Raw genomic sequence first — 22,219 nt, 5'->3', positions numbered from 1 at the left:
CCCCACTGACCTCCCGATACACACGCCTGTCCGGATCGTTCCGGCGCGGGCACACGCTCGCGGTCACGCGCGCGTCAATCCCTTTTTCCTGCGGGGAACGGTATGTTGCGGATCATCGGCCAGTTCGTCCGAACGGCGGATCGTTATTTCCAGGCGGCCGCGCGGACCATCCTTCTCCATCCGGCCAAAAGTGCGCTCGCGGCCCTGATGCTCACCGGCGTCGGCTTGGCAGCCCTGCCACAGTTGAGGTCCGACGGTCGGATCGAAGCCTTCATGCACAACACCGATCCGGCGCTGGTCGCCTACTACGACATGCGCCGTTCCTTCGGTCAGGACAACCGAATCGTCGTGACCGTCGGGTCGCCGGATCTGTTTTCCAAGCCTTTCCTGCAAAAATTCACGCAACTGCACCGCGATGTCGAGCGTGAAGTTCCCTACATCGCGGAAATCTTCAGCCTCTACAACATTCCGTTCATCCAGTACGAGGATGGCGGCATTTATCTGGAGGAACTGGTCCACAACATGATTGTGCGGGACCAGGACCCTCGCGAGATGCGCGACCGCATCATGGCAACACCGCTGTACCGGAATTTCATCATTTCCAGGGACGGCAAGACCGCGTCGATCGTGGTGGAGCCTTTCCGGTACGCGCCGCACGCCGACGACTGCGTCGCCCGGCCGGAAGACGGGTTCTCCTGCGGCGGCGGTGAGCCGGACGGTGTCAAGCGCCAGCTCCTCGGCCCCCAACATTACGCCGAGATGTCCAGAAAGATCGGCGAGATCGCAGCCCGTCACCACGACCCGGCGGGCTTCGACATCCACGTCTCCGGTGCGCCCATCGTCAGCACCGAGATCGTCCGGCTGATGTCCAAGGACATGCCGCGCTTCACGCTTCTGTGCTTTGCCGTGGCCGTCGTGGTCATCATGGTGATCTACCGCAGCCTTCTGGTGTCGCTGGCGGCGTTGTTCGCCTTCCTGTCCAGCATCATCATCACCTTCGGGCTGATGGCCGCGCTGGGCGAACCGGTGACGCCGCCGACGCAGCTTCTGATCCCGCTTCTGCTCGTCAGCAGCCTGTGCACCTTCATCCATTTCATCAGCGGCCTGTTCCGCGCCCATCGCGAGACGGGTGACAAGGCGGCCGCTGTGGCGGTGGCGATGACGCAAGGCCACGCGCCCATCCTGTTCTCCGCCCTGACCACGGCCGCCGGTCTCATCGGCTTCATCACCTCCACCCTGGCGCCGATCACCGTTCTGGGTCTTTTCGGCGCGGTGGGAACGATGGTCGCCTACGCCATGGGGATGCTCTGCACCATCCTGGTGTTCCGCACGCTGCCGACCCGTTTCTTTGAGCGGCGGTACGAGGATTATCCGACCATCATCGCGGTGATGACCGCCATGTCCCTGTTCGCCGTGCGTCGACCGAAACGCGTTCTGGCGGTGGCGGCCATGGTGGGCGTGGCCTCGCTGCTCGGCATCCGGACCCTGGAATACTCCCACAATTCCCTGCTCTGGCTGCCCGAGGACAACGCCATCCGGCAGAGCACCGCCCACATCGACCAAACCTTCAACGGGACCGTCAACCTCGAGGTGGTGATCAAGCCGCAGGGCGGTCGCGATTTCCGCAACGAAGAGCTGCTGCGCCGGGTGGATGAGGTGGCGAACCGTGTCCACGGCGCCACCGACATTCCCATCGGCCGCCACACCAGCATCATCGACTTTCTCAAGGAAACCAACCAGGCGCTGCATGATGGCAACCCGGCGGCGCATCGGATTCCCACCCAACGGGAAATTTGGGACGAACTGCTGCTGCTGGAAGGGCAGGGCAACGACGACATGCTGCGCTACACCACCTTGTCCTACGATGCCGGGCGGGTGTCCTTCCTGACGCCCTGGCTTGAGGCCAAACGCTTCACCGCCTTCATCCACACCGTTCAATCGATGTTCGAGGACGCGCTCGGCCCGATGGCGGAGGTGCGCACCACCGGCCTGATCGCCTTGCTCGCCATGACGTCCACGGCGGTGCTGGACAGCATGACCTCCAGCTACATCGTGGCGCTTGTCCAGATCATGGTGCTGATGTGCATCAGCCTGGGGCGGGTGCGGCTTGGTGTGCTCAGCATGCTGCCGAACATCGTGCCGTTCCTCCTGCTGCTGGGCTTCATGGGGGCGATGGGCATTCCGCTCGACACCTTCACGGTGTTGATCGGCGGCATCATCACCGGCCTGATCGTGGACGACACGACCCACTATTTCTTTCAGTACAAACGGAATCTCGAAACTCTGTGCGACGTCGAGGCCGCGATCCGCGCGACCATCGAGGATATGGGCGTGCCGATCTTCACGACCACGGTCGTCGTGATGTCCAGCTTCAGCGTCTTCATCATCTCCTCCCTCAACAACCTTCAGTCCTTCGGCCTGCTGATGACGCTCGGGGCGTTCCTGGCGCTGCTCGCCGACCTGCTCATCTCACCGGCGCTGCTGGTCACGTTCAACCATGCGCCGGTGAAGGCCGGAGACGCTCCCCGCCCCGACGGCGCGGACGCCACGATGGAGGTGCGCCATGCGACTTAAGATTTGCGGACTCACACAAACCGGCGACATCGAAATCCTGCGCGGGCTGCCGGTCGACTTCGTCGGCCTGTGGCATGGCATCGACGGGGGGCACGCGAATCTGTCGCTGGCCGAACTGAGCCGTCTGGCCGCAGCGGCCCGCGCGGCGCGCGAACCGGCGGGTCGGCTGGAACCGGTGCTCGTCACCTTCCTCAACACCGTGGCTCCCCTGTGCCGGGCGGTTGATGAATCGGGCGTGCGGTGGGTGCAACTGCACGGCTTCCAGACGCCGGCGCTGGTCCACGCGCTGCGCGGGGCGCTGCCGGCCGGAACCCGCATCGTCAAGGTTTTGCATGTGCGCGGCGAGCGTTGCGTCGAACGCCCGGTGATCCGGGCCTACGAAACAGCCGGGGTTGATTGTTTCCTGATGGACACGGTCGCTGCCGATGGCCGGGTCGGCAGCACCGGCCAGCCGCTGGATGCGGCGACCACGCTGTCGCTGGTGCAGGAGGTGAACCGACCCTTCTTTCTGGCGGGGGGCATCTCCGCCGACAACCACGCGGTTCATCAGGCGGCGATCCTGGACGAACGCTTTTTCGGCATCGACGTGGACAGCAACGCGCGTGACGCCGACCGTCGGCTGTGCCCGGCCCGCATCGCCGCGATCAGCCGCCGCTGGACGTCTTGCGGGCCAACGACCGCCAGGCCAACGACCGCCGGAGCCAAGACCATCGAACAGAGGGGAGGGGATCATGGCCAGCGCGTTCGTTGATGCCCTGCTCGCCGCGCCGATCCCCGTTGTTGCGGAGATCAAGGCCCGCGCCTCCGACGGCACCGATCTGCTGCGCGGGCGTTCCGTGGCGGAGATCGCGGCGGCCTACCGGGCGGTCGGCGCGCCCTGCCTTTCGGTGGTGACGGGGTCATGGTTTGGCGGCAGCAATGCCATGCTGGAGGAAGCGGTCCGCCATGCGGGCATTCCCGTGCTGAAAAAGGACTTCATCACGCGGGAGGTCCAGATTCGGCAGGCGGCCGGGATGGGGGCGGCGGCCGTTCTGCTGACAGCCCGCCTGCTGCCGCGTTCGGCGCTGTGCCATTTGGCGGACGCCGCGCAGCGCCATGGCCTGACACCGTTCATCGAAGCGTCATCGGAAAAGGAGCTGGACGGGCTGCGCCTTGACCCCGGTTGCGTGGTCGCCGTCAACAACAAGGACATCGCCCGCCGCGAGCGGGACGCCGGGGACATCGGACACAGCCTGTCCCTGCTGCCGTTGGCGAAACGGACGGGCACGCGTTGCCCGGTCAGCGCCAGCGGCATCGGCACGACGGAGGACGCCGCGCGCCTGATCGGAGCGGGGTACCGGGGCTTGCTGATCGGCACCGGGCTGCTGCTGTCCGGCGACATCGCGGGCTGGTTCTCCCGCTTGGCGGAGCGGACCGCCGACCGCCGGGCGATGGCGGGAGAAGCGGCATGATGGATCATCCCGCCTGCTCGGTGCGCGCCGCCCTGGCCGCCCTGCGGACTCACGCCCCGACGCGCTGCCACCAATACACCCAGGCCATGGCGCGGACGGATGTCGCCCGACACTTCGCGGAGCGCCATGCGGGCGTTCCCGCAACCGATCGAAGGGGCGCGGAGGATGTGGCCATCTACAGCGGCGTCGACAGCGGTGTCGACGCGGCGAGTCTCCCCGTGCTGTTGGGGCTGTACGGCGATGAGGCGCGGGTGCGCGGCTGGTTGCCCGGCCTGCCCCGGCGCGTGCGCCCGGACCGCCTGCAGGGGTGGCTGGCCATGGGGCCGCCCCCCGTGTGGACCGCTCTCCCGCCCTGTCGGCAGGAGATCTGGCCAGGACCTGTCGATCTGGGCCGTCTGCCGATCCTGACGGCCACCCCGCGCGACGCCGGTCCCTATGTGACCATGGGGCTGGTCCATGCGCGCGACCCTGAAGGGGGCGAGGACGCGCTGTCCGTGCACCGGATGCTGGTGATCGGGCGCGACCGGCTGACGGTCTGGATGGTGCCGGGCCGTCGTCTGCGCGCGCTGTTCGACGCCGCAGCGGCGCGTGGCGACCGGTTGCCCGTCACCGTCAACATCGGTGCGCCGCCCGCTGCGGTGGTGGCGTCGGCGCTGGGGACGGCCTTCCTCCCTCCCGGGGTGGGCAAGCTGACGGCGGCGGGCGCGCTCGCCGGGCAACCGATCGCGCTGGCCCCGGCCCTGACCCAACCCGCTGTTGCGCTGGCCGCGTCGGAAATCGTGCTGGAGGGCCATTTCGACGGAACCGTGGCGGACGAGGCGGTCGATGGGCGCGGCCCGGTGTCCGGCATCTCGCTGCCGGAATTCCTGGGCTATGATGGCCGGACAAAGCCGGACGTGCCGGTGTTGACCGTCCGTGCCGTAACGTCGCGGCGCGACGCCTGTTATCAGGCGGTGATCGGGCCGGGCCGGGAGCAGTCGGTCATCCTGGGCATTGCGGGTGCCGTGTCCGTCGGTCTGTCGCTGGCCGCCGATGAACCCGAACTGGCCACCCTGGTGCGCGACCTGCATTTCGCGGCGGCGGGCGGCGGCATGCTCCTGCTGGCTGTCCGGATCGCCAAGACCAGCCCCGACGACGATGGCCGCCTCGCCCCGTTGGCCCGTCGCATCTTCGCGCGGCACCCCTTCGTGAAGCTGGTCGTCTTCACCGACGACGACATCGACATCGCCAACGAGGAGGAATTGCTGTGGGCCGTGGTGACGCGGTCCAACCTGCGCACGGATTGCACCAGCTTCGCGGATTTTGCGAATCTGCCCATGGACCCTTCGCAAGGTGCGGCGTGGCTGGACGCGCGCGGCGCTGGCGACGGGCGGGCCGGTCGCAGCGTCATCGACGCCACCACCCCCTTCCGATTGAAAACGGAGACCGCCCGCAGTTTCCCCTCGCCCCCTTCGTCCTGTTGGGAGGATTGAGCGCATGACCCATTGCGTTGAGGCCGGTATCCGCATCCTCGCGGCCACGGACCGGCATTTCGTTTGCGACCGACCGGAGCATCTTCTCAAGCACGGCGACCACACCGCCCTGTCGCGCGGCCTTCACGACGCGGTCGACCAGCTCTTCGCCCAATCGGGCCTGGCCGCACCGGCGGACGGAACCACGGTCGGCGTGGTCGGTACCTCCCGCTTCGGGGAACTGGACACGCTGGATTGCGTGACCCGCAGGTACCAGGAGGAGGGACTCTACGGCATCGACCCGGTGGTCTTTTCGAAGGCCAACCAATTCTACCCGCTCTTCGCCATCGCCCGCCGCTTCCGCTGCCTCGGTCCGGCCTCGGCCCTGTTCACGTCCGAAGGCGGCTCGGCAGAGGTGCTCTATTTCGCCGACCGGCTGCTGCGTCGCGGGGACGCCACCCATGTGCTGGCGCTCGACTACGACGAAAACACACCAACCGGAACCACACGGGTCGCAGGGCAGGTGCGCGCCCTGTTGCTGGGGCCGGACGGCGGCCCGCAGAACGACCGACCGCAAGACCGCGCCGCCGGTCCGGTGATCACCGCCTGTCGGCTTGGTCCGCATCTGCCGGTGCAGGACGGGCGCGCCGCCGCGCTTGCCGTCTTCCTCGACCGTCAGACGGCGTGGTGCGGCAACCAGCATCTGCTGGCGAGCACCGATGATGCCGACACCGCCCAGCGGCTGGGATCCGGCTTTGCCGTGGAGCGGTTGGACGCCGCGCGGGACCCGTTGCCGCAACTGGTGGACAGGCTGCGCGGCTGGACGGAATGGACCGCAGGGGAGACGCGCATCCATGTCCTGCCCCCCGGTCGGGGAAACGTCCTGACGGTGTGCTGCCGTTGGGACGAACCGCACAGGGAGGGGCGCGCGTGACGGACCGCATCGTCATCACCGGCGTCGCCATCAACGCACCGTTCGGGCGCACCCTGGAGGATTTGGGGTCTCTGCTGGACGGCGGCATCCGCCGACCAAAGCCGGTGGACCGCTTTCCGGTCGGCGGTGCCAAGGCCGGGAGCGCGCATCTGCATTGGCCGGTGCAGGACATCGAGGCGCTCATCGACGGGACCACGGAAACCGCGCTTGCGGCCCTGGACGCGGCCCGGCTGGCCACGGGCCACCGCATCGGGCTGGCGCTGGGCAGCATCAGCGGCATGGATTTCGACGCGACCGGGCCGCGACGGGCGGACGACGGCGTCAACGCGCTGGGCCGCCACTGCTTTGACCGGCTGGGGCTGTTCGGGCCGCTCGTCCATGTCACATCGGCCTGCACCAGCAGCGCCGCCGCCCTGTTCTGGGCGAAGTCGATTCTGGAAAACGACGACGCCGATGTGATGCTGGCCGGTGGCGCTGACCGCATCCGGGCCGTCGATTTCGCCGGTTTCAACATCCTGCGCGCGATGGACCCGGAGGGCACCCGCCCTTTTCATACCGAACGCCGGGGCATCACCATGGGCGAAGGGGCCTGCATCCTGGTGCTGGAGCGGATGTCCCATGCGTTGGCGCGGGGGGCCGACATCCATGCGGTCTTTTCGGGCGGCGGGTTGAGCAGCGACGGCCACCACGCGACAGCGCCGCGTCACGACGGGCTGGTCGCGGCCAGCCGTAGGGCGTTGGCCGCCGCCGGACTCACACCGGCGGACATCCAGTACGTCAACTGCCATGGGACCGGCACGCCCGCCAACGACCGCGAAGAGCTGAAAGCCCTGCAGGCGGTGTTCGGCCCGCATCTGCGCGCGGTGTGCGTCGGCTCCACAAAGGGTTTCACGGGCCACTGGCTGGGCAGCGCCGGGGCCATCGAGGCGGCCGTGCTTCTGTCGGTTCTGCATCGGCAACGGGCACCCGGGATGCCCTGGCTGTCCGGACCGGACAGCATCCTGGCGTCCCACACCGCCGGAATGGAGGAGGCGCGCGGCTTCCGGCACGTCATGTCCAATTCACTCGGGTTCGGCGGCAACAACGCCAGCCTGATCTTTTCCCGCTTCTCCCGTCACGCTTCAGAACAAGGGTGATATCCATGCTCCCATTGCAGGACATTCGCACAGGCGTCGTCACCGCGCTGGCCCGGACCACCGATGCGCCGGAAACCGGCGTCAATCTGTCCGGCACGCTCGATCAACTGGGCGTCGACTCCCTCGCCTTTCTCAGGCTGAAGCTGATCCTGGAAAAGACCTTCGGCGTCGGTCTGCCCGATGACTTCGGCGACCGTCTGGCGACCGGGAACGACGTGGTCGCCTGCGTCGCGGACGCCCTGAAATCGCCGGTTCTCTGAGGGAGCTGTCACCATGGCATCCACCCCTCTCCTGCACGCCATCCTGCACCGGATGGCGCAGCATCCGGACGCGCCGGCCCTGCTGTTCCGGCAAGAACAGACCAGTTACGGCGCGTTGCACCGTCTGGCATCGGCGGCGGCCGACCAGCTCCGCGCGTTCGGCCTTCCCGACCGGCGTCCGGTTGGCATCGTCGCCCGGAAAACGCCCCAGGCCGTGGCGCTGATCCTCGGCTGCCTCATGGTGCGGCAAAGCTTTGTCCTGCCATCGGTCGAGCTGGGCGAAACCGCGTTGCGCACCCTGTTCAACCGCGCCGATTGCGCCCGCGTCCTGGCCCCGGACACCTCCGTGGCCGGGCGTGTTCCCGGGCTGGAGACGACGGTCGTGTGGGATGGCGCGCCTCCGCCCCTGTCGCCGACCCAGCCGGGCACCGGTCTGGACGGCGGGCTGCCCGAAGGACCGCCGCCGGACGAATGCGGCTTCATGCTGACCACCTCCGGTTCGACCGGCCTGCCAAAGGTCGTTCCGCTTCCGGCGTCGGCGGTGGACGCCTTCACCGACTGGGGTTGCGCGCAATTCGGAATCGAACCCGGTCGGACGGTGCTGAACTATGCCCCGCTGAACTTCGACCTGTGTCTTCTCGACATCTGGGCGACGCTGAAGGGCGGCGGCTGTGTGGCGCTGGTGGAGGAGGACCAGGCGACGAACCCGGTCCATCTGCTGACGCTTCTGGAATCGACCCCGATCCACATGATCCAGGCCGTGCCGATGCTGTATCGGTTGCTGCTCGACGCGACGCGCCTGGACGGTCGTGCCTTCGAGGCCGTCCGCCACGTCGTCTTCACCGGGGACAGCATGCCGCCGTCCAGTCTGGCCGCTCTGCCGCGCCTGTTTCCAAAGGCGCGGTTCAGCAACATTTACGGCTGCACCGAGACCAACGACAGCTTCCTGCACGAGGTTGATCTGGCGAACGGGCCGCCGCTCGGCCCCCTGCCCATCGGCGCGCCGCTGCCCGGCGTGCGTGCCCTGATCGTCGGCGAAGACGGCGCGGTGATCGAGCGGGCTGGCGTCGGCGAGTTGCTGGTGTCCACCCCGTTCCAGACCGCCAGCTATCTCGACCCGGCGGCGAACGAGGGCAAATTCTCGCGTCGCCGCTGCGATGGCGTGGAGATCACCTACTTCCACAGCGGCGATCTTGTGCGCCGCCACGATGACGGCAGCATCACGCTCCAGGGGCGCAAGGACTTCCACGTCAAGGTCCGTGGCGTGCGGGTCAACATGCAGGAGGTCGAGCGCGTCCTCCAAGAGCACGGTGGTGTGCAGGAGGCGGCGGTCATCGCCGTGCCGGACGACATGGCGGGGCACCGCCTGCACGCCATCGTCCGGCGCAGGCCCCAGGCGGGGGTCGACAGTTTGGAATTGCGCCGACACTGCGCCGGTTGCCTGCCGCGCACCGCCATTCCGTCCGGCATCGAATTCGTCGAGACGGTTCTGCCCAAGACCTCCACCGGAAAGGTGGATCGTCGCCAACTTCTGCAATGCCACCTCAAAGGAGACCATGATGGCGTTCCGCGCTTCTATTAAGCAGTTCCTGGTCGAAGAGTTCATGCCCGACGTGTCGATGGGCCAGATCGAGGACGACTTCGACCTGATCGCCAACGGCGTGATCGACAGCCTGGGCCTGCTGAAGGTCATCGCCTGGCTGGAAAGCCGTCACGAACTGTCCATCGATGTGATGGACATGGTGCCCGAGAATTTCAGCTCCGTCGGCGCGATCAACGCCTATCTGAACCGGGCAAAACAGCTGACGGCGGCCTGAACGATGAGCGACCTCGTCGGCACCCTGCTGCTTCGGGACCGGCCGGTGTCCGTCACCGCGTGGCGGGACCTGTGGGACCGGCTGCACGCGCGCACCGTGTCGGCGGCGGAGGCCGCCGCCGTCCTGGCCTCCCTGTCAACGCATCTGCCGGACGTTGGCACGCTGGCGGCCTTGCTCGCCTCGTTGTCGGAACGCCGGTGCGCTGCGGCACCAGCCCCGGCATCCGTCCGCGCGGTCAACATCGTCGGCACCGGCGGCGGCCCTTCCACCTTCAACATTTCGACGGCGGCGGCCTTCGTCGCCGCCGCTCTGGGCGTGACGGTCATCAAGACCGGTTCACGCGCCTACACCAGCCGGTGCGGCTCCATCGACCTGCTGAACCGGCTGGGAATTCCGCTGACAACATCGCCCGCCATGACGGCGGAGATGCTGGACCGGTTCGGCATCGCCTTCGCCGGTTCCTACGTCTACCCACCGGAGTTGACCCTGCTTGCCAAGGCCGTGATGCCGTTGGACATGAAGCGTCTGGGGCGCTGCTTCAACCGGCTTGGTCCCTTCCTGGCCGACGTGCCGGTGGCGGTCCAAGTCACCGGCCTGTCCGATCCGGCGCTGCTTCCCCTGTTCCGGGCATTGGCGGGGGATGCTCCGCAACGCCGGTTCTGGTTCTGCACGAACGGCCTCGGCGTGGACGAGCTGGTCGCCATCGCCCCCAACACCGTCCTGCGGGACGGCGCGGAGACGGGCAGGGCAGGACAGGATCCGGTCGAGCTGGATCCCGCTGCGCTCGGACTTGCGGGCGGCACGCTGGAGGATCTGCGACCGCCGCAAGACGACGCCGGCATCGTGCCGCACACGCTGGCCGTCCTTGCCGGGGATGCCCCAACGGCGGCGGTGGACACCGTGTGTCTGAACGCCGCCGTCCTGGCGCTGGCCGCCGGTGTTGCCAATGGCTGGGAGGAGGGCATCCGTCTCGCCCGCGCAGCCGTGGCGCGTGGCGACGCTTTGCGCCTTGTCGAGAACATCCGCGCGCAGGCGCGCGGCGCGGCGGCGGCCCCGTGGTCAAGGAGAACCGTTCATGGATGAGGTGGTCTGCATCGTCGGGGGCGGCATCGCCGGGCTGGGGGCCGCGCATTTCGCGCGGCTGCAGGGCCTGACCCCCATCGTGCTGGAGGAGTCCGGAAGTCTGGGCGGGCGGGCGGGCGCGGTCTGCCACAACGGCGAATGGTTTGAGACCGGCGGAAAAAACTTCGCGTCGGACTGGACCCTGTTCAACGGCATTCTGCGCGGCTTCCATTCGCAGACATTCGACCGGCAGCATCCGAATTTCCACATCGTCATCCGGGACCGGCTGCACGCGTTCGACAAGAAGGCCACACTGACCAATGGTCTGAACATGATCCGCAGCGTCGGCCTGCGCGGTGTCCTGCGGTTCAACGGCCTGTTGAAGCGCGCCGCGCGGGAGCGGGATGAGCTGACCTATTTCGGCGACGCCATCCGCCGCCATGAGCTGCGTTACGACCCCCGCCCGGTCAACGCGCATGTTCCGGCGATCCTCGCCGAAGGCCCGTTGCGGATGTTCACCATCATCATGGGCGCGGCCGAACCCGACGAATTCTCCTTCGCCACGTTGCTGCTGCTGCTGTCTTCTTTCGGCAAGGGAAGCCACCATTCGCTGCCGGAAACGACGGCGGTCCTGTTCAAGCATCTGGCGCAGGGAACCGACGTCCGCACCGGGCACCGTGTGACCCGCATTGCCGTCGACAACGGTCGCGTCACCGGGGTGGAAGGGCGTTGCGGGGGCACCCCCTTCCATATTCCCACCGGGCGGGTCGTCGTCGCCACGCCGCTGCATCGCGTGCCGGTCTTTCTCGAACTGGGGGCGGCGGCGGCGCACGCCGTGGCGTCGATTCCCTACCACCCGCTGGCGCTGATCAATGCGGACTATGACGAGGATGTTTTCACGCCGGAGATGAACTCGATCATGTTCGATCCGGGGAGTCCGCTGGGCCATTGTTCGGCCAACCGGATGCACAAGCGCCATTCGGTCCGCTTCACCCTGTCCGGGCGGCGGGCGCGTCCCTTGTTGACGTTGGACGACGACCGGCTGCTGTCCATCGCCCAGGACGCCTTCCGCCGGATCCACCCCATCCGTGGGCGGCTGCGTTACGCGCATGTGCAACGGCATCTTGGCGGGCTGTGCGCCTACGGCTTCCACTACTCGGAATCGCGGCGGCGTCTGCTGTCGGTGCTGGACGGAACCCGGGGCCTGGCGTTCGCCGGGGACTATCTGTTCGGCCACAACATGGAAGGTTGCCTGCAATCCGCCATGGCGGCGGTCCGGCATCTGACCGGGGAGATCGGCAGCTATCACCGCCTCCACGCTTATCCCGAATCCGCATGCGGGCACGATGCGGCGATGCGCACGCTGCTGGCGGTGCCGTCATGACCGGTTTCTTCGCGTCACCAGCGGGCGACATCGGGCTTGCCCTGTTCCTGAACGCCGGTGATCCGCCCCTGGAGATCCTGGAACCGCTGCTGCTGGCGCTGGACGCGGCGCGGGTGGATTGCCTGGAGCTGGCAATCCCCTTTCCCGACTCGGTCAGCGACGGTCCGGTGATCCGCCGTTCCGCCGACCGCGCGCTGGCCAACGGCACCGATCCCGACGGGGTTCTGTCCTTTGTGGCGCGGCTGCGCCCGCAATTGCGGCACCTGAAGATCGCGCTGTTCGCCGACTGGGGCCACACGGTCCGCAGCCGACCGTTGCCGGACTTTCTCGACCGGGTTTCCGGCGCGGGGGCCGACGCGCTTCTGGTGCATGGGCTTCCGCCCCGGCTCGGCCCGACCCTATGCGAGACGGCGGAACGGACCGGTCTGGCGGTCGTGACCTCCTGTTACGCCTCTTCCGACCCCGCTGTGATGGACGAGGCGGCGCGGCGCGCCACCGCCTATCTCTATCTCGTTGCGCAGTACGGGCGGACGGGCACCACACCGCCGCAGGGGTTCGCGGCTCTGGCACCAGTGATTGAACGGTTGCGCGCGGTTGGCAACGCGCCCGTCGCGGTCGGATTCGGCGTGAAGGAGCGCGCGCATCTGGAGGCGCTGCGCGCGGTCGGTGCGGACGCCGCCATCGTGGGCAGCGCCTTCGTCGCCCGGATGGAGGAGGCTCAGGCCAATGGGCGCGATCCGGTGGACGAGGCGCTCGCCTGTGTCGAGGCGCTGCGGCCTTCCGTCCCCGCCCTTCCCAGAGAAGCGATCCCATGACCACCCTGATCGACCATGCCTCCCTTCCGGCCTTTCGGCTGGAATCCCTGGACGGTGCGGGCGGCTTCCGCGCCGTTCCCGACACCAGCCACCCGTTTTACTTTGACCACCCACTCGGCCATCTGCCGGGACTGCTGCTGCTGGACATGGCCCTCGGCGCTGTGGAGCGCGCGGCGGATCCGGACGGCGGGAACGGCTTTTGGTTCAACCGCTTCGAGGTGGCGTTCCGCGCTCTGGCGGCGCTCAATCTGCCGCTCGACATCCAGGTGACGGACGATGGACCGGACGGTGCCCACCGCTGCACCCTGTCGCAACGGGGCCGGATCTGCGCCGAATTCGTGGGCCATGGCGCTGTCCACCGGGCCGCTCATCCGGGGGATGCGCGCGAAAGCCCGGCGGTCTTGCGGCCCTTCACGCCGGTGCCACCGGCCGCCGTGCGCAAGCTGCGCCCCGAGAATGTGTTTCTGGGCAACCGGCGGGAGCGGGAGTGTTGGCCCCTGGCCGCCGCCGGGCGGAGCGCGTCGTCGCTGGCGGCCGCGCGCAACGGGGTGTATCGCCCGGTTTATCTGGCCGAGTGTTTTCTGCAGCTCTGCCGGGTCAGTCGTGCGGAAGCCGGTGCAAAGCCCGGTGTGATTCCGGCGTCGCGCGAGATCCTGGTGCAGCTCGGCGGGTTTCTGCCGCATCCGCTGCCGGACACTAACGCGCTTTCCGTGACCTTCGATGATCACGATCAGGGAGGGTTCTTCCCGCGCAATCACCGATCCTTAAGAAGAACGGCATCGATACTGTCAGACGATGATTCCATTTGTCACTTTTTCTGTGACGCCATTGTGATCTGACAACGAATAAAGGGATTCATCATGATTCTGCGCCATCTTTCCGATGTCAAGACGGTCGAGTGGGGGGCCGGTCTCAGCCGTCGCTTTCTGCTGCAATCCGATGGCATGGGCTATTCGCTGACCGACACGATCGTGCGCGCCGGAACCCGGTCGCTGCTGGAGTACAAGCACCACCTCGAGGCCTGCTACTGCATCGAGGGCCGGGGCGCGGTCGAGACGATGGATGGAACGCTCCACCCCATTGAGCCAGGCGTGATGTACGCGCTGGACAAGCACGATGCGCACTATCTCATCGGCGACCCGGACGTGGACATGCGTCTGGTGTGCATGTTCACACCGGCGCTCAAGGGCGACGAGCGGCACACCCTCGGCGACGGCCAGTCATCCCACTACTGACCGCCCGCCGGTGGTTGCTCACCGGCGATTGCCACAGCACTTCATGCCCCGGCCAAACCCCTTCGGCCAAATCCCCTTCGGTCCGGCCGACCGGTCAGCCGGGGCAGCATGCGGAACACAACCATGATCGAATGGAATGACGAGCAGCGCAGCCTGCAGGAAGCCTTTGCCCGCTGGCACGCCGATCTCAGCGCCGATCACATCGACCTCGACCGCCAGGGCGGCTTCTCCTGGGAAAAGTGGGAGATGATCCGGCAGTCCGGCATCCTGCGCCTGCCCTTTGACGAGGAATGGGGCGGCATGGGGCAGGATTTGCTGACCACCATGGGCGTGCTGGAAACGTTGGGCTATGGCTGCCGCAACGGCGGGATCAATTTTTCGGTCTCCACGCACATCGTCAGCGCGGGCGTTCCCATCCAGCGCTTCGGCTCGCGCCCGCTGAAGGAACGCTTCCTGCCGCGCATCTGCGACGGTTCCGCGATCGGCGCGCACGCCATCACCGAGTCCGGAAGCGGTTCCGACGCCATGAGCATGCAGACCAAGGCCGTGGCGGATGGCGACCATTACCGGCTGAACGGCAGCAAGACCTTCGTCAGCAACGGTCCCGTGGCGGAACAGTTTGTCGTCTACGCGCGGACCAACCCCGCGCTTGGTGCCTGGGGCGTCACCGCGTTCGTGGTGGAGCGCGGGACCCCCGGCCTCACCGTGGGGCAACCGATCGACAAGATGGGGCTGCGGAATTCGCCGCTGTGCGAGCTGTTCTTCGACGATTGCCGGGTTCCGGCGGGCAACGTGATCGGCAAGCCGGGCCTGGGTTTTTCCATCCTCGATTACGTCATGAAGTGGGAAATCCTGTGTTCGTTTGTCATAAACGTGGGCGAGATGCAGCATCGAATGGAACGCTGTGTCGACTACGCCCGGTCGCGCCGTCAGTTCAATCAGCCCATCGGGTCGTTCCAATCGGTCGCCAACAAGATCGTGGACATGAAGATCGGGACGGAAACCGCCCGCAATTGGCTGTACAGCACGGCCCGGCGCTTCCTGGCCAACGGAAACGTCACGGTGGACATCGCCATCGCCAAGCTGCTGGCCAGCGAAAGCAATTTCGCTTCGGCGGTGAACGCCGTGCAGATTTTCGGCGGCAATGGCTACATGACGGAATACGGCCTGGAGAAGGATCTGCGCAACGCCACGGCGGGAACGATCTACTCCGGCACCTCGGAGGTTCAACGAAACCGCATCGCGAAGATGCTCGGCCTGTGACTCTGTCGGGTCTGTCGGGTCTGTGATAGGCACCGCCCCTGCGCGCGCACTTAAAATAACAAATCATCACACAACAAAACACCATAATACATGCTTCGGTGATTTAATGGATCTCAGAGAAAATCCGAAACATTGAATGCGGGTCATCGCCATGCCACGCAAGACTTCCCTTGAGAAAATAGGACCATACAGCCCAGTGCGGGAGCGGATCAGCCGAACAGGGCAAGATGTTGGCTTGGCCGAAACACCGAATCCGGAGGAGTGCATTGCCGAGTTCTCGGGCGTGTCGAAATCCTACACAACCGGACGGGTCCAGTTCCAGGCGCTGCGCAACATAAGCTGCCGCATTCCCAAGGGGCAGACCAGTTACATCTTCGGCCCGTCCGGCAGCGGCAAAACCACCTTCCTGAATCTTCTGGGGGTGATCGATCGGGCCGACAACGGTTCGGTCACGATCCTCGGGACCCGCGTCGGCGACCTGTCGGACTCCGCCGCCGCCGACTTCCGGTTGCGGCACATCGGTTACATCTTCCAGAACTTCAACCTGATCCCGGTGTTGAACGCGCTGGAAAATGTCGAATACATCCTGCTGCGCCGGGGCCTGTCGCCGCGCGACCGCCGCGAGCGCGCTGAAAAGTACCTGCACGCGGTTGGACTCAAGGACTTCCTGCAGCGTCGCCCCGGCGAGTTGAGCGGCGGTCAGCGCCAGCGTGTGGCCATCGCCCGCGCGCTGGCCGGTGAACCGTCGATCATCGTCGCCGACGAGCCGACGGCCAACCTGGACAGCCGAACAACCGGCGAGATCGTGGACCTGATGCAGCGCATGCAGGACGAGATGAAGACAACCTTTGTTCTGTGCACCCACGACATCGACCTGATCAACGGCTCCGGCAGTCTCCTGCGCATCGTGGACGGGCAGATCGACCATACGGAGAGGCTGTCATGATCTGGCAAATCGCCACCCGCAACCTGTTCCGGAACGCCCGGCGCTCGCTGATGACGGTCTTCGCCATCGGCATCAGCGGCCTGGCCATCCTGCTGTTCGGCGGTTTCGTCACGTCGATCTGGTTCGGCCTGCAAACCTCCATCGTGCAGGAGCAGGGCCACATCCAGATTTTCAAGCGCGGCTACCAGGATTATGGCGCCGCCGATCCGAACGCTTACACCATCGATCATTACCCGACGGTGATTGACACCATCCTGTCCGTGCCAGAGCTGCGGAGCAAAGTCGCGGTCATCACGCCGCAGGTGATGCTGGGCGGCATCGCTGGCAACCAGCGCGAGGACAACAGCAAGACCTTCATCGGCAAAGGCGTCGTTCCGTCGGACTACAGCCGCATGCGTCGGTGGGACAGTTGGAATCTGGGCATCCGCCAAGGCGACCTGCCGCTGCGCGACGACGATCCGGAAGGCGCCATCGTCGGCATCGGCATGGCCCGGATGCTCGGCCTGTGCGACGAGCTGCGCATGACCGAATGCAAGGATCCCCCGGCGCGCGTTCTTCCACCCTCCGGAAAGGGGGCGGACTTCTCCGACCTGATCGCCGCCGATCTTCCAGCCTCGCAGAACCGGGACACCCGCCCGCGCCTTGATCTGCTGGCCGCCGGTTCGGGCGGAGCGCCCAACATCGTCAGCGTCTTCGTGAACGCCGCCCAGACCCAGGCGACGCGGGCTGTCGACAACGCCATGATCATGCTGCCCTTCGAGCAGGCGCGCAAACTGCTGTACGGCGATGCCCAGCGGGCCACCGTTGTGCTGGTGCAGTTGCGCGAGCCGAACGAAAACCAGGCCGTCAAGGCGCTGATCGCCCAGACGCTCGCGGCCAAAGGGCTGGACATGGAGGTCCTGACCTTCAACGAGGTCGATCCCACCTTCAACCGTGTCTTCGCCATGTTCTCGTTCATTTTTGCCGTGGTGTCGCTGGTCCTGGCGGTGGTGATCGTTTTCACGATCATCAACACAGTCACCATGAACGTGATGGAGCGCATCAACGAGGTTGGCACCGTGCGGGCACTCGGCTTCCACCGCGCCGCCGTGTTCCGCCAGTTCCTTGCCGAAAGCTTTCTGCTGGGTCTTTTCGGGGCAACGTTGGCGCTGGTGCTGGGTGTGGTGGTGTCCAAGCTGTTGAACAGCGTCGGCATCCAGTGGACCCCACCCAGCAACGCCGCCCCCCTGACCATCGAACTGATGGTGGCGGACAACCTGCTTCTGCTGGGCGGAACGGTCGGGTTCCTGGCGCTGGTCACGGTTGTGGCGTCGATCCTGCCCGCCTCCAAGGCGGTCCGCATCCCGATCGTCCAGGCCCTGCATCATGCCTGAAGGAGTGCACCGCATGACGCTCACCAATCTGACGCGCGTCGGGCTGGCGCTGGCGCTTCTGGCCGGCGTGGCCGGCGTGGCCGGTCTCCCGCTCGCCCGGAACGCCATGGCCGCGCCCCTCAAGGCTGTGGACATCCTCGCCAAGGCCGACGCCATCCGCAACCCGCAGACATCCTTCGTCGTCGATGTCGCGCTGACCGCCTATGAGAACAACCAACAGACCGACAGCACCCTGGTCACGACCCATTCCCGCAAGGAGACGGAGAACGGGCAGTTCCTGTCGCTGGTGCACATCGACCAACCGGTGCGCGACGAAGGCAAGCTGTTGCTGCGCAACGGCAACATCCTGTGGTTCTACGACCCCGCATCGAAGGCCAGCGTGCGGCTGTCCCCGCGCCAGCGTCTGCTGGGCAACGCGTCCAACGGCGATGTTGTCACCGCCAACTTCGCGCTGGACTACGCGGTGGAACTGGCGGGCGAGGAGGAGGTTGTCGACGGGGACCGCAAAAGCCGTCCCGCCTACCGCCTGACCTTGGCCTCACAAAGCGAGATCACGCCGTATCACGCGATCACCCTGTGGGTTGACCGCAACAACCACCGCCCGCTCAAGGGCCAGTTCTTTGCGCAGAGCGGACGCCTGCTGAAGGTGGCCTGGTATCGGGGCTGGGAACCGGTGCTGGGCGAAACCCGGCCGACCGAGGTGATCATCGCCGACGGTTTCGACCCGAAAAAGGTCACGGTCATGAAGATGTCCAACTACCGCCCGCAGGATCTGCCGCCATCCTGGTTTTCCAACAGCTGGCTGCCGCACTTCCGGAAACAGTGACATGCCTGGCTCCTGCAACAGTCTGCGCCGTTTCGCGGCGGCGTCCGTCCTGGCGGTGGCGCTGATCTGGTCCACGCAAGGGGTGGGTGCCCAGACGGGTGCCCCTGACCTGCCACCGGATGTGCCGCCCGATTTGCCGTCGCTGGATGCCTTTCCCCCCACCCGGCGGTCCGCCCCGACCGCCGAGCCGAGCCTGCCCCCCGGCGCAACAGGAACAGGTGCGACTGGAGCGGGGGAGCGATCCGGGGGCAGGGAACCGGCCCAATCGGCCGGTTCCGTCCGGTCACTGGTGCCGTTCCAGCTTCAGACCGGCACCATCCTGTCGTTGAACGGCCACCGCGATCCGCAGGTGCCGACCGGCGAACAGGGGCCGGACTGGACCCAGCGCTTCGACCTCCGGATGGTCGGGCACCATTCGGTCAGCGAGCGCGTCGGGCTTTTGGCGAACCTGCGCCTGCGCACGCAGGCCAAGGATGGCGAGGATTACCGCTTTGGATCCGCCAGCCACATTGATCTGCAGGAACTCGCGGTGGACGTGAAGGCGACGGACTGGCTGACGGTGGAGGCGGGGCGCATCAACGTGCGCAACGGGGTTGCGACCGGATTCAACCCGACCGACTGGTTCAAGGCCGACAGCCTAATCGTTGCCGACAGCTTTGACACGGCGGATCGGCGGGAGGACCGGCTGGGAACCGCCGTGCTGCAAGGGGTGTGGCACAACGAGGACGCCGTTCTGGTGACGGGCTATCGCGTGCCGATGGCCGGCAGCACCGGCACATGGCTGTCCGACCGCAGCGTTTTCGGGCAGGGTTTCAACCGCACGAACGGGCGCAGCGCACTGTACGCCAAGCTGACGCCGCTGGGATCGCAGAATCTGTCCACCACGGTGAACGCTTTCTATGAACCGGGCCAGCCGGGGGTGGGGGCCGAGGTGAGCGGGGCCGTGTCGGAAACCCTGGTCCTTTTCGCTGAATGGTTCGCCCAACACCGCCGTTCGCTGGTTGACGAGAGTCATCGGCTCGTCCCGTTGCCTCTGTCCGTTGCCGATCGCCTGGGCGCAAAGGGGCGACGTCGGCTTCTGCATCAGGTCTCTGTGGGGGCCAATTGGTCCCTTCCCGCCGAAATCGTCGGCAACAAGGATGTCAGCCTGACAGCGGAATACCATTACAACCAATCCGGCCTGTCGAAGGGCGCGATGGACGCGTGGTTCGACGCCGGCCTGTCGGGGGCCGCCCGCCCGGGGCCGCTTTGGGCCGTGCGCGGCACCGCGTCGCGGCTTCAGGAGCCGCTGTCCCAGCACGAGTTGTTTTTCCGCTTCGCCTACAAGGACGTGGTGACGGACGTGGATCTTGGCGCGATCGCCTTCGTGTCGCCCCAGGACGGCAGCGCCCTGGTCCAGGCCGACGTGGATGTGAAGGTCCTGGTCGATGGTCGGCTGAAGTTCACCGCCTTCACCGCGACGGGCCGGGACAGGAGCGTGTACGGAAGCCTTCCAAGTGATTACGGTTGCAGGGTTTCTCTTTCCTATACATTCTAGGTTTGGATGTCTGGACATGGTTAACCTGCCGTTGCGCATGGTTTGTGAACCCTGCATCGGCAGGCGGAAAGGGAAACACACATGAAAGTGCTGGTGATCGACGACGACAGCGAATTGGCGTGTGCGATGCAACCGGTGCTCAGGACCTACAGCATCGACATCGACGCGGCGCACACGCCCGAAGATGGGCTTCAGCGTTTGCGGCAGGAAAACTACGACCTGCTTCTGCTTGACGTGATGCTCCCCAACACCAACGGCTTCGAGCTGTGTCGGCAGATTCGGATGTCGTCCGATGCCTACAAGGGCATCCCCATCATCATGCTGACCGCGCGCACCGATCTCACCGATCTCGTGGTCGGGTTGGAGACCGGGGCGGACGACTACGTCACCAAACCGTTCGAACCGCGCGAGCTGGTTGCCCGCATCCACGCGGTGCGGCGGCGCTTTTGGGAACGCAGCCAGCCGATTCCGGTGGCCGAACCCGAGAGCGAGGAGCTGATCTGCTTCCAACTCGACGACAGCTACCTGATCATCGACCCGGTGAAGGCGCGGGTTCATGTCGGCCGACGGAACGTCGTGCTGACCTCCATGGAGTATGAGCTTCTGCTGTTCCTGTCACGGGAGCCGGGGCAGGTCTTCAGCCGCGACGATCTGATCTATTCGCTCCAGGGCATCAGCCGCATCTGCACCCGCAGCATCGACGCCATCGTCTACCGGTTGCGGCACAAGCTGCGCACCGTCAACCCAAAGGCCGACTTCATCCGAACCGTGCGCGGGCGTGGTTACAGCCTGATCGGCATGAGGATGGCCAGCCCCCCGCCCGACCAGACACCGCAGGCGGAATGACCCTGGAGCGCGACGTGTTTCGTAAAATGACCTCCTATTCCGTGTTCGCGCTGCTGCTGCTGAACACGCTGGTGTCGACGATCGTTGTTGCGCTCGTTTCGGTTTCGTCCCTGCAGCGGGTCGCCGACGAGCATCCACGGCGGTATCTGTCGAAAACATTGTTCAGCTATGTCGTCAACAGCTTCCAACCGGAAGAGTTGAGCCGGGTCCGGTTGGACGGGGCGCGGTTCGAGGTCTTTCCCCTGGATCGTCTTCCGACCGACACCGAACTGCCGTTCGAAACGCTTCTGGACGGCATTCACCGGGATCCCGATGGTGTCGCCATCACCGTTTTCCACGACCGCTACATGGCTGCCGCGATCCATGGCAACACGCTGGTCGTGCTGCCCCAGTTCGGCCGCTCGCTGTCCACCCAGGCGATGGCGCTGGTTGGGCTGGTCGTCGCCACGGTTCTGACGGTCCTGCTCGTCAACGTCGTCGCCATCCGTTACCTGACCTCGCCCTTTTCGGTCTTCAAGCGGGTGGTCAAGAACGTGGATGATGGAAACCTGTCCTTCCGGGTGCCCCTGGACAAGACCTACGGCGAGTTCCGCGATCTCGCCAACAGCTTCAACGGCATGCTCCAGCGCCTCGAGCATGTGAACGCGGCCCGTCGGCACATGCTGCTGGCCATCCCGCACGAGGTCCGCACGCCCCTGGCCCGGTTGAAGGTGCGCAAGGATCTGATTGCCGATCATGATCTGCGCCGGGAAATCTCCCGCGACATCAACAATCTGGAGGAAATCCTCGACACCATTCTCCAGACCGAACGCCTGCAGTCCCACGAGGGAAAGATCAAGCGGGAGGAGATCGACGTCGAGGCCTTCTTCTGCGAGATCGTCGATGAATTCCGGGAGTATTACGACAAGCTGACGCTGGTGCTGGACACTGCGGACGACACCTTCCACGCCGATGGATTCAGCGTCGGCCTTCTCCTGAAGAACCTGATTTCAAACGCGATCCGCTATGGGCGGGACCGACCGATCACGGTCACAGTGACCCAGCCGACGAGCAGCCCGGACACGCTGGTCCTCTCGGTCGCCGACGAGGGGGTCGGCATCCCGGACTCGCAGATCCCCTACATGACCGAACCTTTCTGGCGGCTGGACGAATCACGCCAACGCAAATCGGGCGGGTACGGGCTGGGACTCTATCTGTGCGACACGATCACAAAAAGCCATGACGGCAAACTCACCATTCGCAGCACGGTGGACCAGGGAACGACCGTGACGGTCGCCTTGCCGACCGCCTTCGCGACGCTGCGCTGACA

22 protein-coding genes are annotated in these 22,219 nt (G+C 66.1%); 21 read left to right on the top strand and 1 reads right to left on the bottom strand.

Annotation, left to right across the window (positions count from 1 at the left end; translation table 11 throughout):
* Positions 1 to 63: 63 nt before the first annotated feature.
* Positions 64 to 279: a hypothetical protein gene (locus EJ903_RS26960; RefSeq protein WP_158627915.1), complete on the bottom strand. Its 216-nt coding sequence runs from the start codon at positions 277 to 279 to the stop codon at positions 64 to 66.
* On the opposite strand from EJ903_RS26960, the gene EJ903_RS10260 reads away from it, so the two are divergent.
* The 21 genes from EJ903_RS10260 to EJ903_RS10160 all read left to right on the top strand — a co-directional run bounded on the left by EJ903_RS10260 (position 274) and on the right by EJ903_RS10160 (position 22,217).
* The gene (locus EJ903_RS10260) at positions 274 to 2,574 is read left to right on the top strand and encodes an efflux RND transporter permease subunit (protein ID WP_158627914.1); all 2,301 of its coding nucleotides are present in this window, start codon (positions 274 to 276) and stop codon (positions 2,572 to 2,574) included. The genes EJ903_RS26960 and EJ903_RS10260 overlap by 6 nt on opposite strands.
* Complete coding sequence (locus EJ903_RS10255; protein ID WP_126614754.1) at positions 2,564 to 3,325, top strand: phosphoribosylanthranilate isomerase; 762 nt, start codon at positions 2,564 to 2,566, stop codon at positions 3,323 to 3,325. Before EJ903_RS10260 ends, EJ903_RS10255 begins: the two co-directional genes overlap by 11 nt.
* Positions 3,306 to 4,025 (top strand): beta/alpha barrel domain-containing protein, encoded by a 720-nt coding sequence (locus EJ903_RS10250; RefSeq protein ID WP_126614752.1) that lies wholly within the window; start codon positions 3,306 to 3,308, stop codon positions 4,023 to 4,025. The genes EJ903_RS10255 and EJ903_RS10250 overlap by 20 nt, the downstream gene beginning before the upstream one ends.
* The gene (locus EJ903_RS10245; protein WP_126614751.1) at positions 4,022 to 5,497 is read left to right on the top strand and encodes a UbiD family decarboxylase; all 1,476 of its coding nucleotides are present in this window, start codon (positions 4,022 to 4,024) and stop codon (positions 5,495 to 5,497) included. Before EJ903_RS10250 ends, EJ903_RS10245 begins: the two co-directional genes overlap by 4 nt.
* Before the next feature lie 4 nt (positions 5,498 to 5,501).
* Positions 5,502 to 6,410, top strand: coding sequence for a beta-ketoacyl-[acyl-carrier-protein] synthase family protein (locus EJ903_RS10240; RefSeq protein ID WP_126614750.1), 909 nt, complete (start codon positions 5,502 to 5,504; stop codon positions 6,408 to 6,410).
* Positions 6,407 to 7,546: a beta-ketoacyl synthase N-terminal-like domain-containing protein gene (locus tag EJ903_RS10235; RefSeq protein WP_158627913.1), complete on the top strand. Its 1,140-nt coding sequence runs from the start codon at positions 6,407 to 6,409 to the stop codon at positions 7,544 to 7,546. Before EJ903_RS10240 ends, EJ903_RS10235 begins: the two co-directional genes overlap by 4 nt.
* 5 nt (positions 7,547 to 7,551) lie before the next feature.
* A complete protein-coding gene (locus tag EJ903_RS10230) occupies positions 7,552 to 7,806 on the top strand; it encodes an acyl carrier protein (RefSeq protein WP_126614748.1) in 255 nt (84 codons plus the stop codon).
* A gap of 13 nt (positions 7,807 to 7,819) precedes the next feature.
* Entirely contained in the window at positions 7,820 to 9,388 is a 1,569-nt protein-coding gene (locus tag EJ903_RS10225) for a class I adenylate-forming enzyme family protein (protein ID WP_126614747.1), read from the top strand.
* Positions 9,363 to 9,623 carry an acyl carrier protein gene (locus EJ903_RS10220; protein WP_210211417.1) on the top strand — a complete coding sequence of 87 codons (261 nt, stop codon included), beginning with the start codon at positions 9,363 to 9,365 and terminating at the stop codon, positions 9,621 to 9,623. Before EJ903_RS10225 ends, EJ903_RS10220 begins: the two co-directional genes overlap by 26 nt.
* 3 nt (positions 9,624 to 9,626) lie before the next feature.
* Positions 9,627 to 10,706, top strand: a complete 1,080-nt coding sequence (locus EJ903_RS10215; RefSeq protein ID WP_126614746.1) for an anthranilate phosphoribosyltransferase — start codon at positions 9,627 to 9,629, stop codon at positions 10,704 to 10,706.
* Positions 10,699 to 12,069: an FAD-dependent oxidoreductase gene (locus EJ903_RS10210; RefSeq protein WP_158627912.1), complete on the top strand. Its 1,371-nt coding sequence runs from the start codon at positions 10,699 to 10,701 to the stop codon at positions 12,067 to 12,069. The genes EJ903_RS10215 and EJ903_RS10210 overlap by 8 nt, the downstream gene beginning before the upstream one ends.
* Complete coding sequence (gene trpA, locus EJ903_RS10205) at positions 12,066 to 12,884, top strand: tryptophan synthase subunit alpha (RefSeq protein WP_126614743.1); 819 nt, start codon at positions 12,066 to 12,068, stop codon at positions 12,882 to 12,884. Before EJ903_RS10210 ends, trpA begins: the two co-directional genes overlap by 4 nt.
* Complete coding sequence (locus EJ903_RS10200; protein ID WP_126614741.1) at positions 12,881 to 13,723, top strand: AfsA-related hotdog domain-containing protein; 843 nt, start codon at positions 12,881 to 12,883, stop codon at positions 13,721 to 13,723. The genes trpA and EJ903_RS10200 overlap by 4 nt, the downstream gene beginning before the upstream one ends.
* A gap of 21 nt (positions 13,724 to 13,744) precedes the next feature.
* Positions 13,745 to 14,119 carry an ectoine synthase gene (locus tag EJ903_RS10195; RefSeq protein WP_126614739.1) on the top strand — a complete coding sequence of 125 codons (375 nt, stop codon included), beginning with the start codon at positions 13,745 to 13,747 and terminating at the stop codon, positions 14,117 to 14,119.
* A 123-nt stretch (positions 14,120 to 14,242) separates the two neighbouring features.
* Positions 14,243 to 15,382, top strand: coding sequence for an acyl-CoA dehydrogenase family protein (locus tag EJ903_RS10190; RefSeq protein ID WP_126614737.1), 1,140 nt, complete (start codon positions 14,243 to 14,245; stop codon positions 15,380 to 15,382).
* Between the two features lie 235 nt (positions 15,383 to 15,617).
* Entirely contained in the window at positions 15,618 to 16,328 is a 711-nt protein-coding gene (locus EJ903_RS10185) for an ABC transporter ATP-binding protein (RefSeq protein WP_210211416.1), read from the top strand.
* The gene (locus tag EJ903_RS10180; protein ID WP_126614735.1) at positions 16,325 to 17,701 is read left to right on the top strand and encodes an ABC transporter permease; all 1,377 of its coding nucleotides are present in this window, start codon (positions 16,325 to 16,327) and stop codon (positions 17,699 to 17,701) included. Before EJ903_RS10185 ends, EJ903_RS10180 begins: the two co-directional genes overlap by 4 nt.
* A gap of 13 nt (positions 17,702 to 17,714) precedes the next feature.
* Positions 17,715 to 18,527 (top strand): outer membrane lipoprotein-sorting protein, encoded by an 813-nt coding sequence (locus EJ903_RS10175; RefSeq protein ID WP_126614733.1) that lies wholly within the window; start codon positions 17,715 to 17,717, stop codon positions 18,525 to 18,527.
* Between the two features lies 1 nt (position 18,528).
* Positions 18,529 to 20,064: a hypothetical protein gene (locus EJ903_RS10170; RefSeq protein ID WP_126614731.1), complete on the top strand. Its 1,536-nt coding sequence runs from the start codon at positions 18,529 to 18,531 to the stop codon at positions 20,062 to 20,064.
* Positions 20,065 to 20,145: 81 nt separating this feature from the next.
* Positions 20,146 to 20,910, top strand: a complete 765-nt coding sequence (locus EJ903_RS10165) for a response regulator transcription factor (RefSeq protein ID WP_126614729.1) — start codon at positions 20,146 to 20,148, stop codon at positions 20,908 to 20,910.
* A 26-nt stretch (positions 20,911 to 20,936) separates the two neighbouring features.
* Positions 20,937 to 22,217, top strand: a complete 1,281-nt coding sequence (locus EJ903_RS10160; protein ID WP_158627911.1) for a HAMP domain-containing sensor histidine kinase — start codon at positions 20,937 to 20,939, stop codon at positions 22,215 to 22,217.
* Positions 22,218 to 22,219 lie beyond the last annotated feature (2 nt).

This window comes from Azospirillum griseum, assembly GCF_003966125.1.
Taxonomy (GTDB): Bacteria; Pseudomonadota; Alphaproteobacteria; order Azospirillales; family Azospirillaceae; genus Azospirillum; species Azospirillum griseum.
This window is presented reverse-complemented; position numbering and strand designations above follow the sequence as displayed.

Bases quoted from the DNA above. Each gene is read 5' to 3' on its own strand.
- EJ903_RS10260 (WP_158627914.1), top strand. From the start codon at position 274: ATGCACAACACCGATCCGGCGCTGGTCGCCTACTACGACATGCGCCGT.
- EJ903_RS10255 (WP_126614754.1), top strand. From the start codon at position 2,564: ATGCGACTTAAGATTTGCGGACTCACACAAACCGGCGACATCGAAATC.
- EJ903_RS10250 (WP_126614752.1), top strand. From the start codon at position 3,306: ATGGCCAGCGCGTTCGTTGATGCCCTGCTCGCCGCGCCGATCCCCGTT.
- EJ903_RS10245 (WP_126614751.1), top strand. From the start codon at position 4,022: ATGATGGATCATCCCGCCTGCTCGGTGCGCGCCGCCCTGGCCGCCCTG.
- EJ903_RS10240 (WP_126614750.1), top strand. From the start codon at position 5,502: ATGACCCATTGCGTTGAGGCCGGTATCCGCATCCTCGCGGCCACGGAC.
- EJ903_RS10230 (WP_126614748.1), top strand. From the start codon at position 7,552: ATGCTCCCATTGCAGGACATTCGCACAGGCGTCGTCACCGCGCTGGCC.
- EJ903_RS10225 (WP_126614747.1), top strand. From the start codon at position 7,820: ATGGCATCCACCCCTCTCCTGCACGCCATCCTGCACCGGATGGCGCAG.
- EJ903_RS10220 (WP_210211417.1), top strand. From the start codon at position 9,363: ATGATGGCGTTCCGCGCTTCTATTAAGCAGTTCCTGGTCGAAGAGTTC.
- EJ903_RS10215 (WP_126614746.1), top strand. From the start codon at position 9,627: ATGAGCGACCTCGTCGGCACCCTGCTGCTTCGGGACCGGCCGGTGTCC.
- EJ903_RS10210 (WP_158627912.1), top strand. From the start codon at position 10,699: ATGGATGAGGTGGTCTGCATCGTCGGGGGCGGCATCGCCGGGCTGGGG.
- trpA (WP_126614743.1), top strand. From the start codon at position 12,066: ATGACCGGTTTCTTCGCGTCACCAGCGGGCGACATCGGGCTTGCCCTG.
- EJ903_RS10200 (WP_126614741.1), top strand. From the start codon at position 12,881: ATGACCACCCTGATCGACCATGCCTCCCTTCCGGCCTTTCGGCTGGAA.
- EJ903_RS10195 (WP_126614739.1), top strand. From the start codon at position 13,745: ATGATTCTGCGCCATCTTTCCGATGTCAAGACGGTCGAGTGGGGGGCC.
- EJ903_RS10190 (WP_126614737.1), top strand. From the start codon at position 14,243: ATGATCGAATGGAATGACGAGCAGCGCAGCCTGCAGGAAGCCTTTGCC.
- EJ903_RS10180 (WP_126614735.1), top strand. From the start codon at position 16,325: ATGATCTGGCAAATCGCCACCCGCAACCTGTTCCGGAACGCCCGGCGC.
- EJ903_RS10175 (WP_126614733.1), top strand. From the start codon at position 17,715: ATGACGCTCACCAATCTGACGCGCGTCGGGCTGGCGCTGGCGCTTCTG.
- EJ903_RS10170 (WP_126614731.1), top strand. From the start codon at position 18,529: ATGCCTGGCTCCTGCAACAGTCTGCGCCGTTTCGCGGCGGCGTCCGTC.
- EJ903_RS10165 (WP_126614729.1), top strand. From the start codon at position 20,146: ATGAAAGTGCTGGTGATCGACGACGACAGCGAATTGGCGTGTGCGATG.
- EJ903_RS10160 (WP_158627911.1), top strand. From the start codon at position 20,937: ATGACCTCCTATTCCGTGTTCGCGCTGCTGCTGCTGAACACGCTGGTG.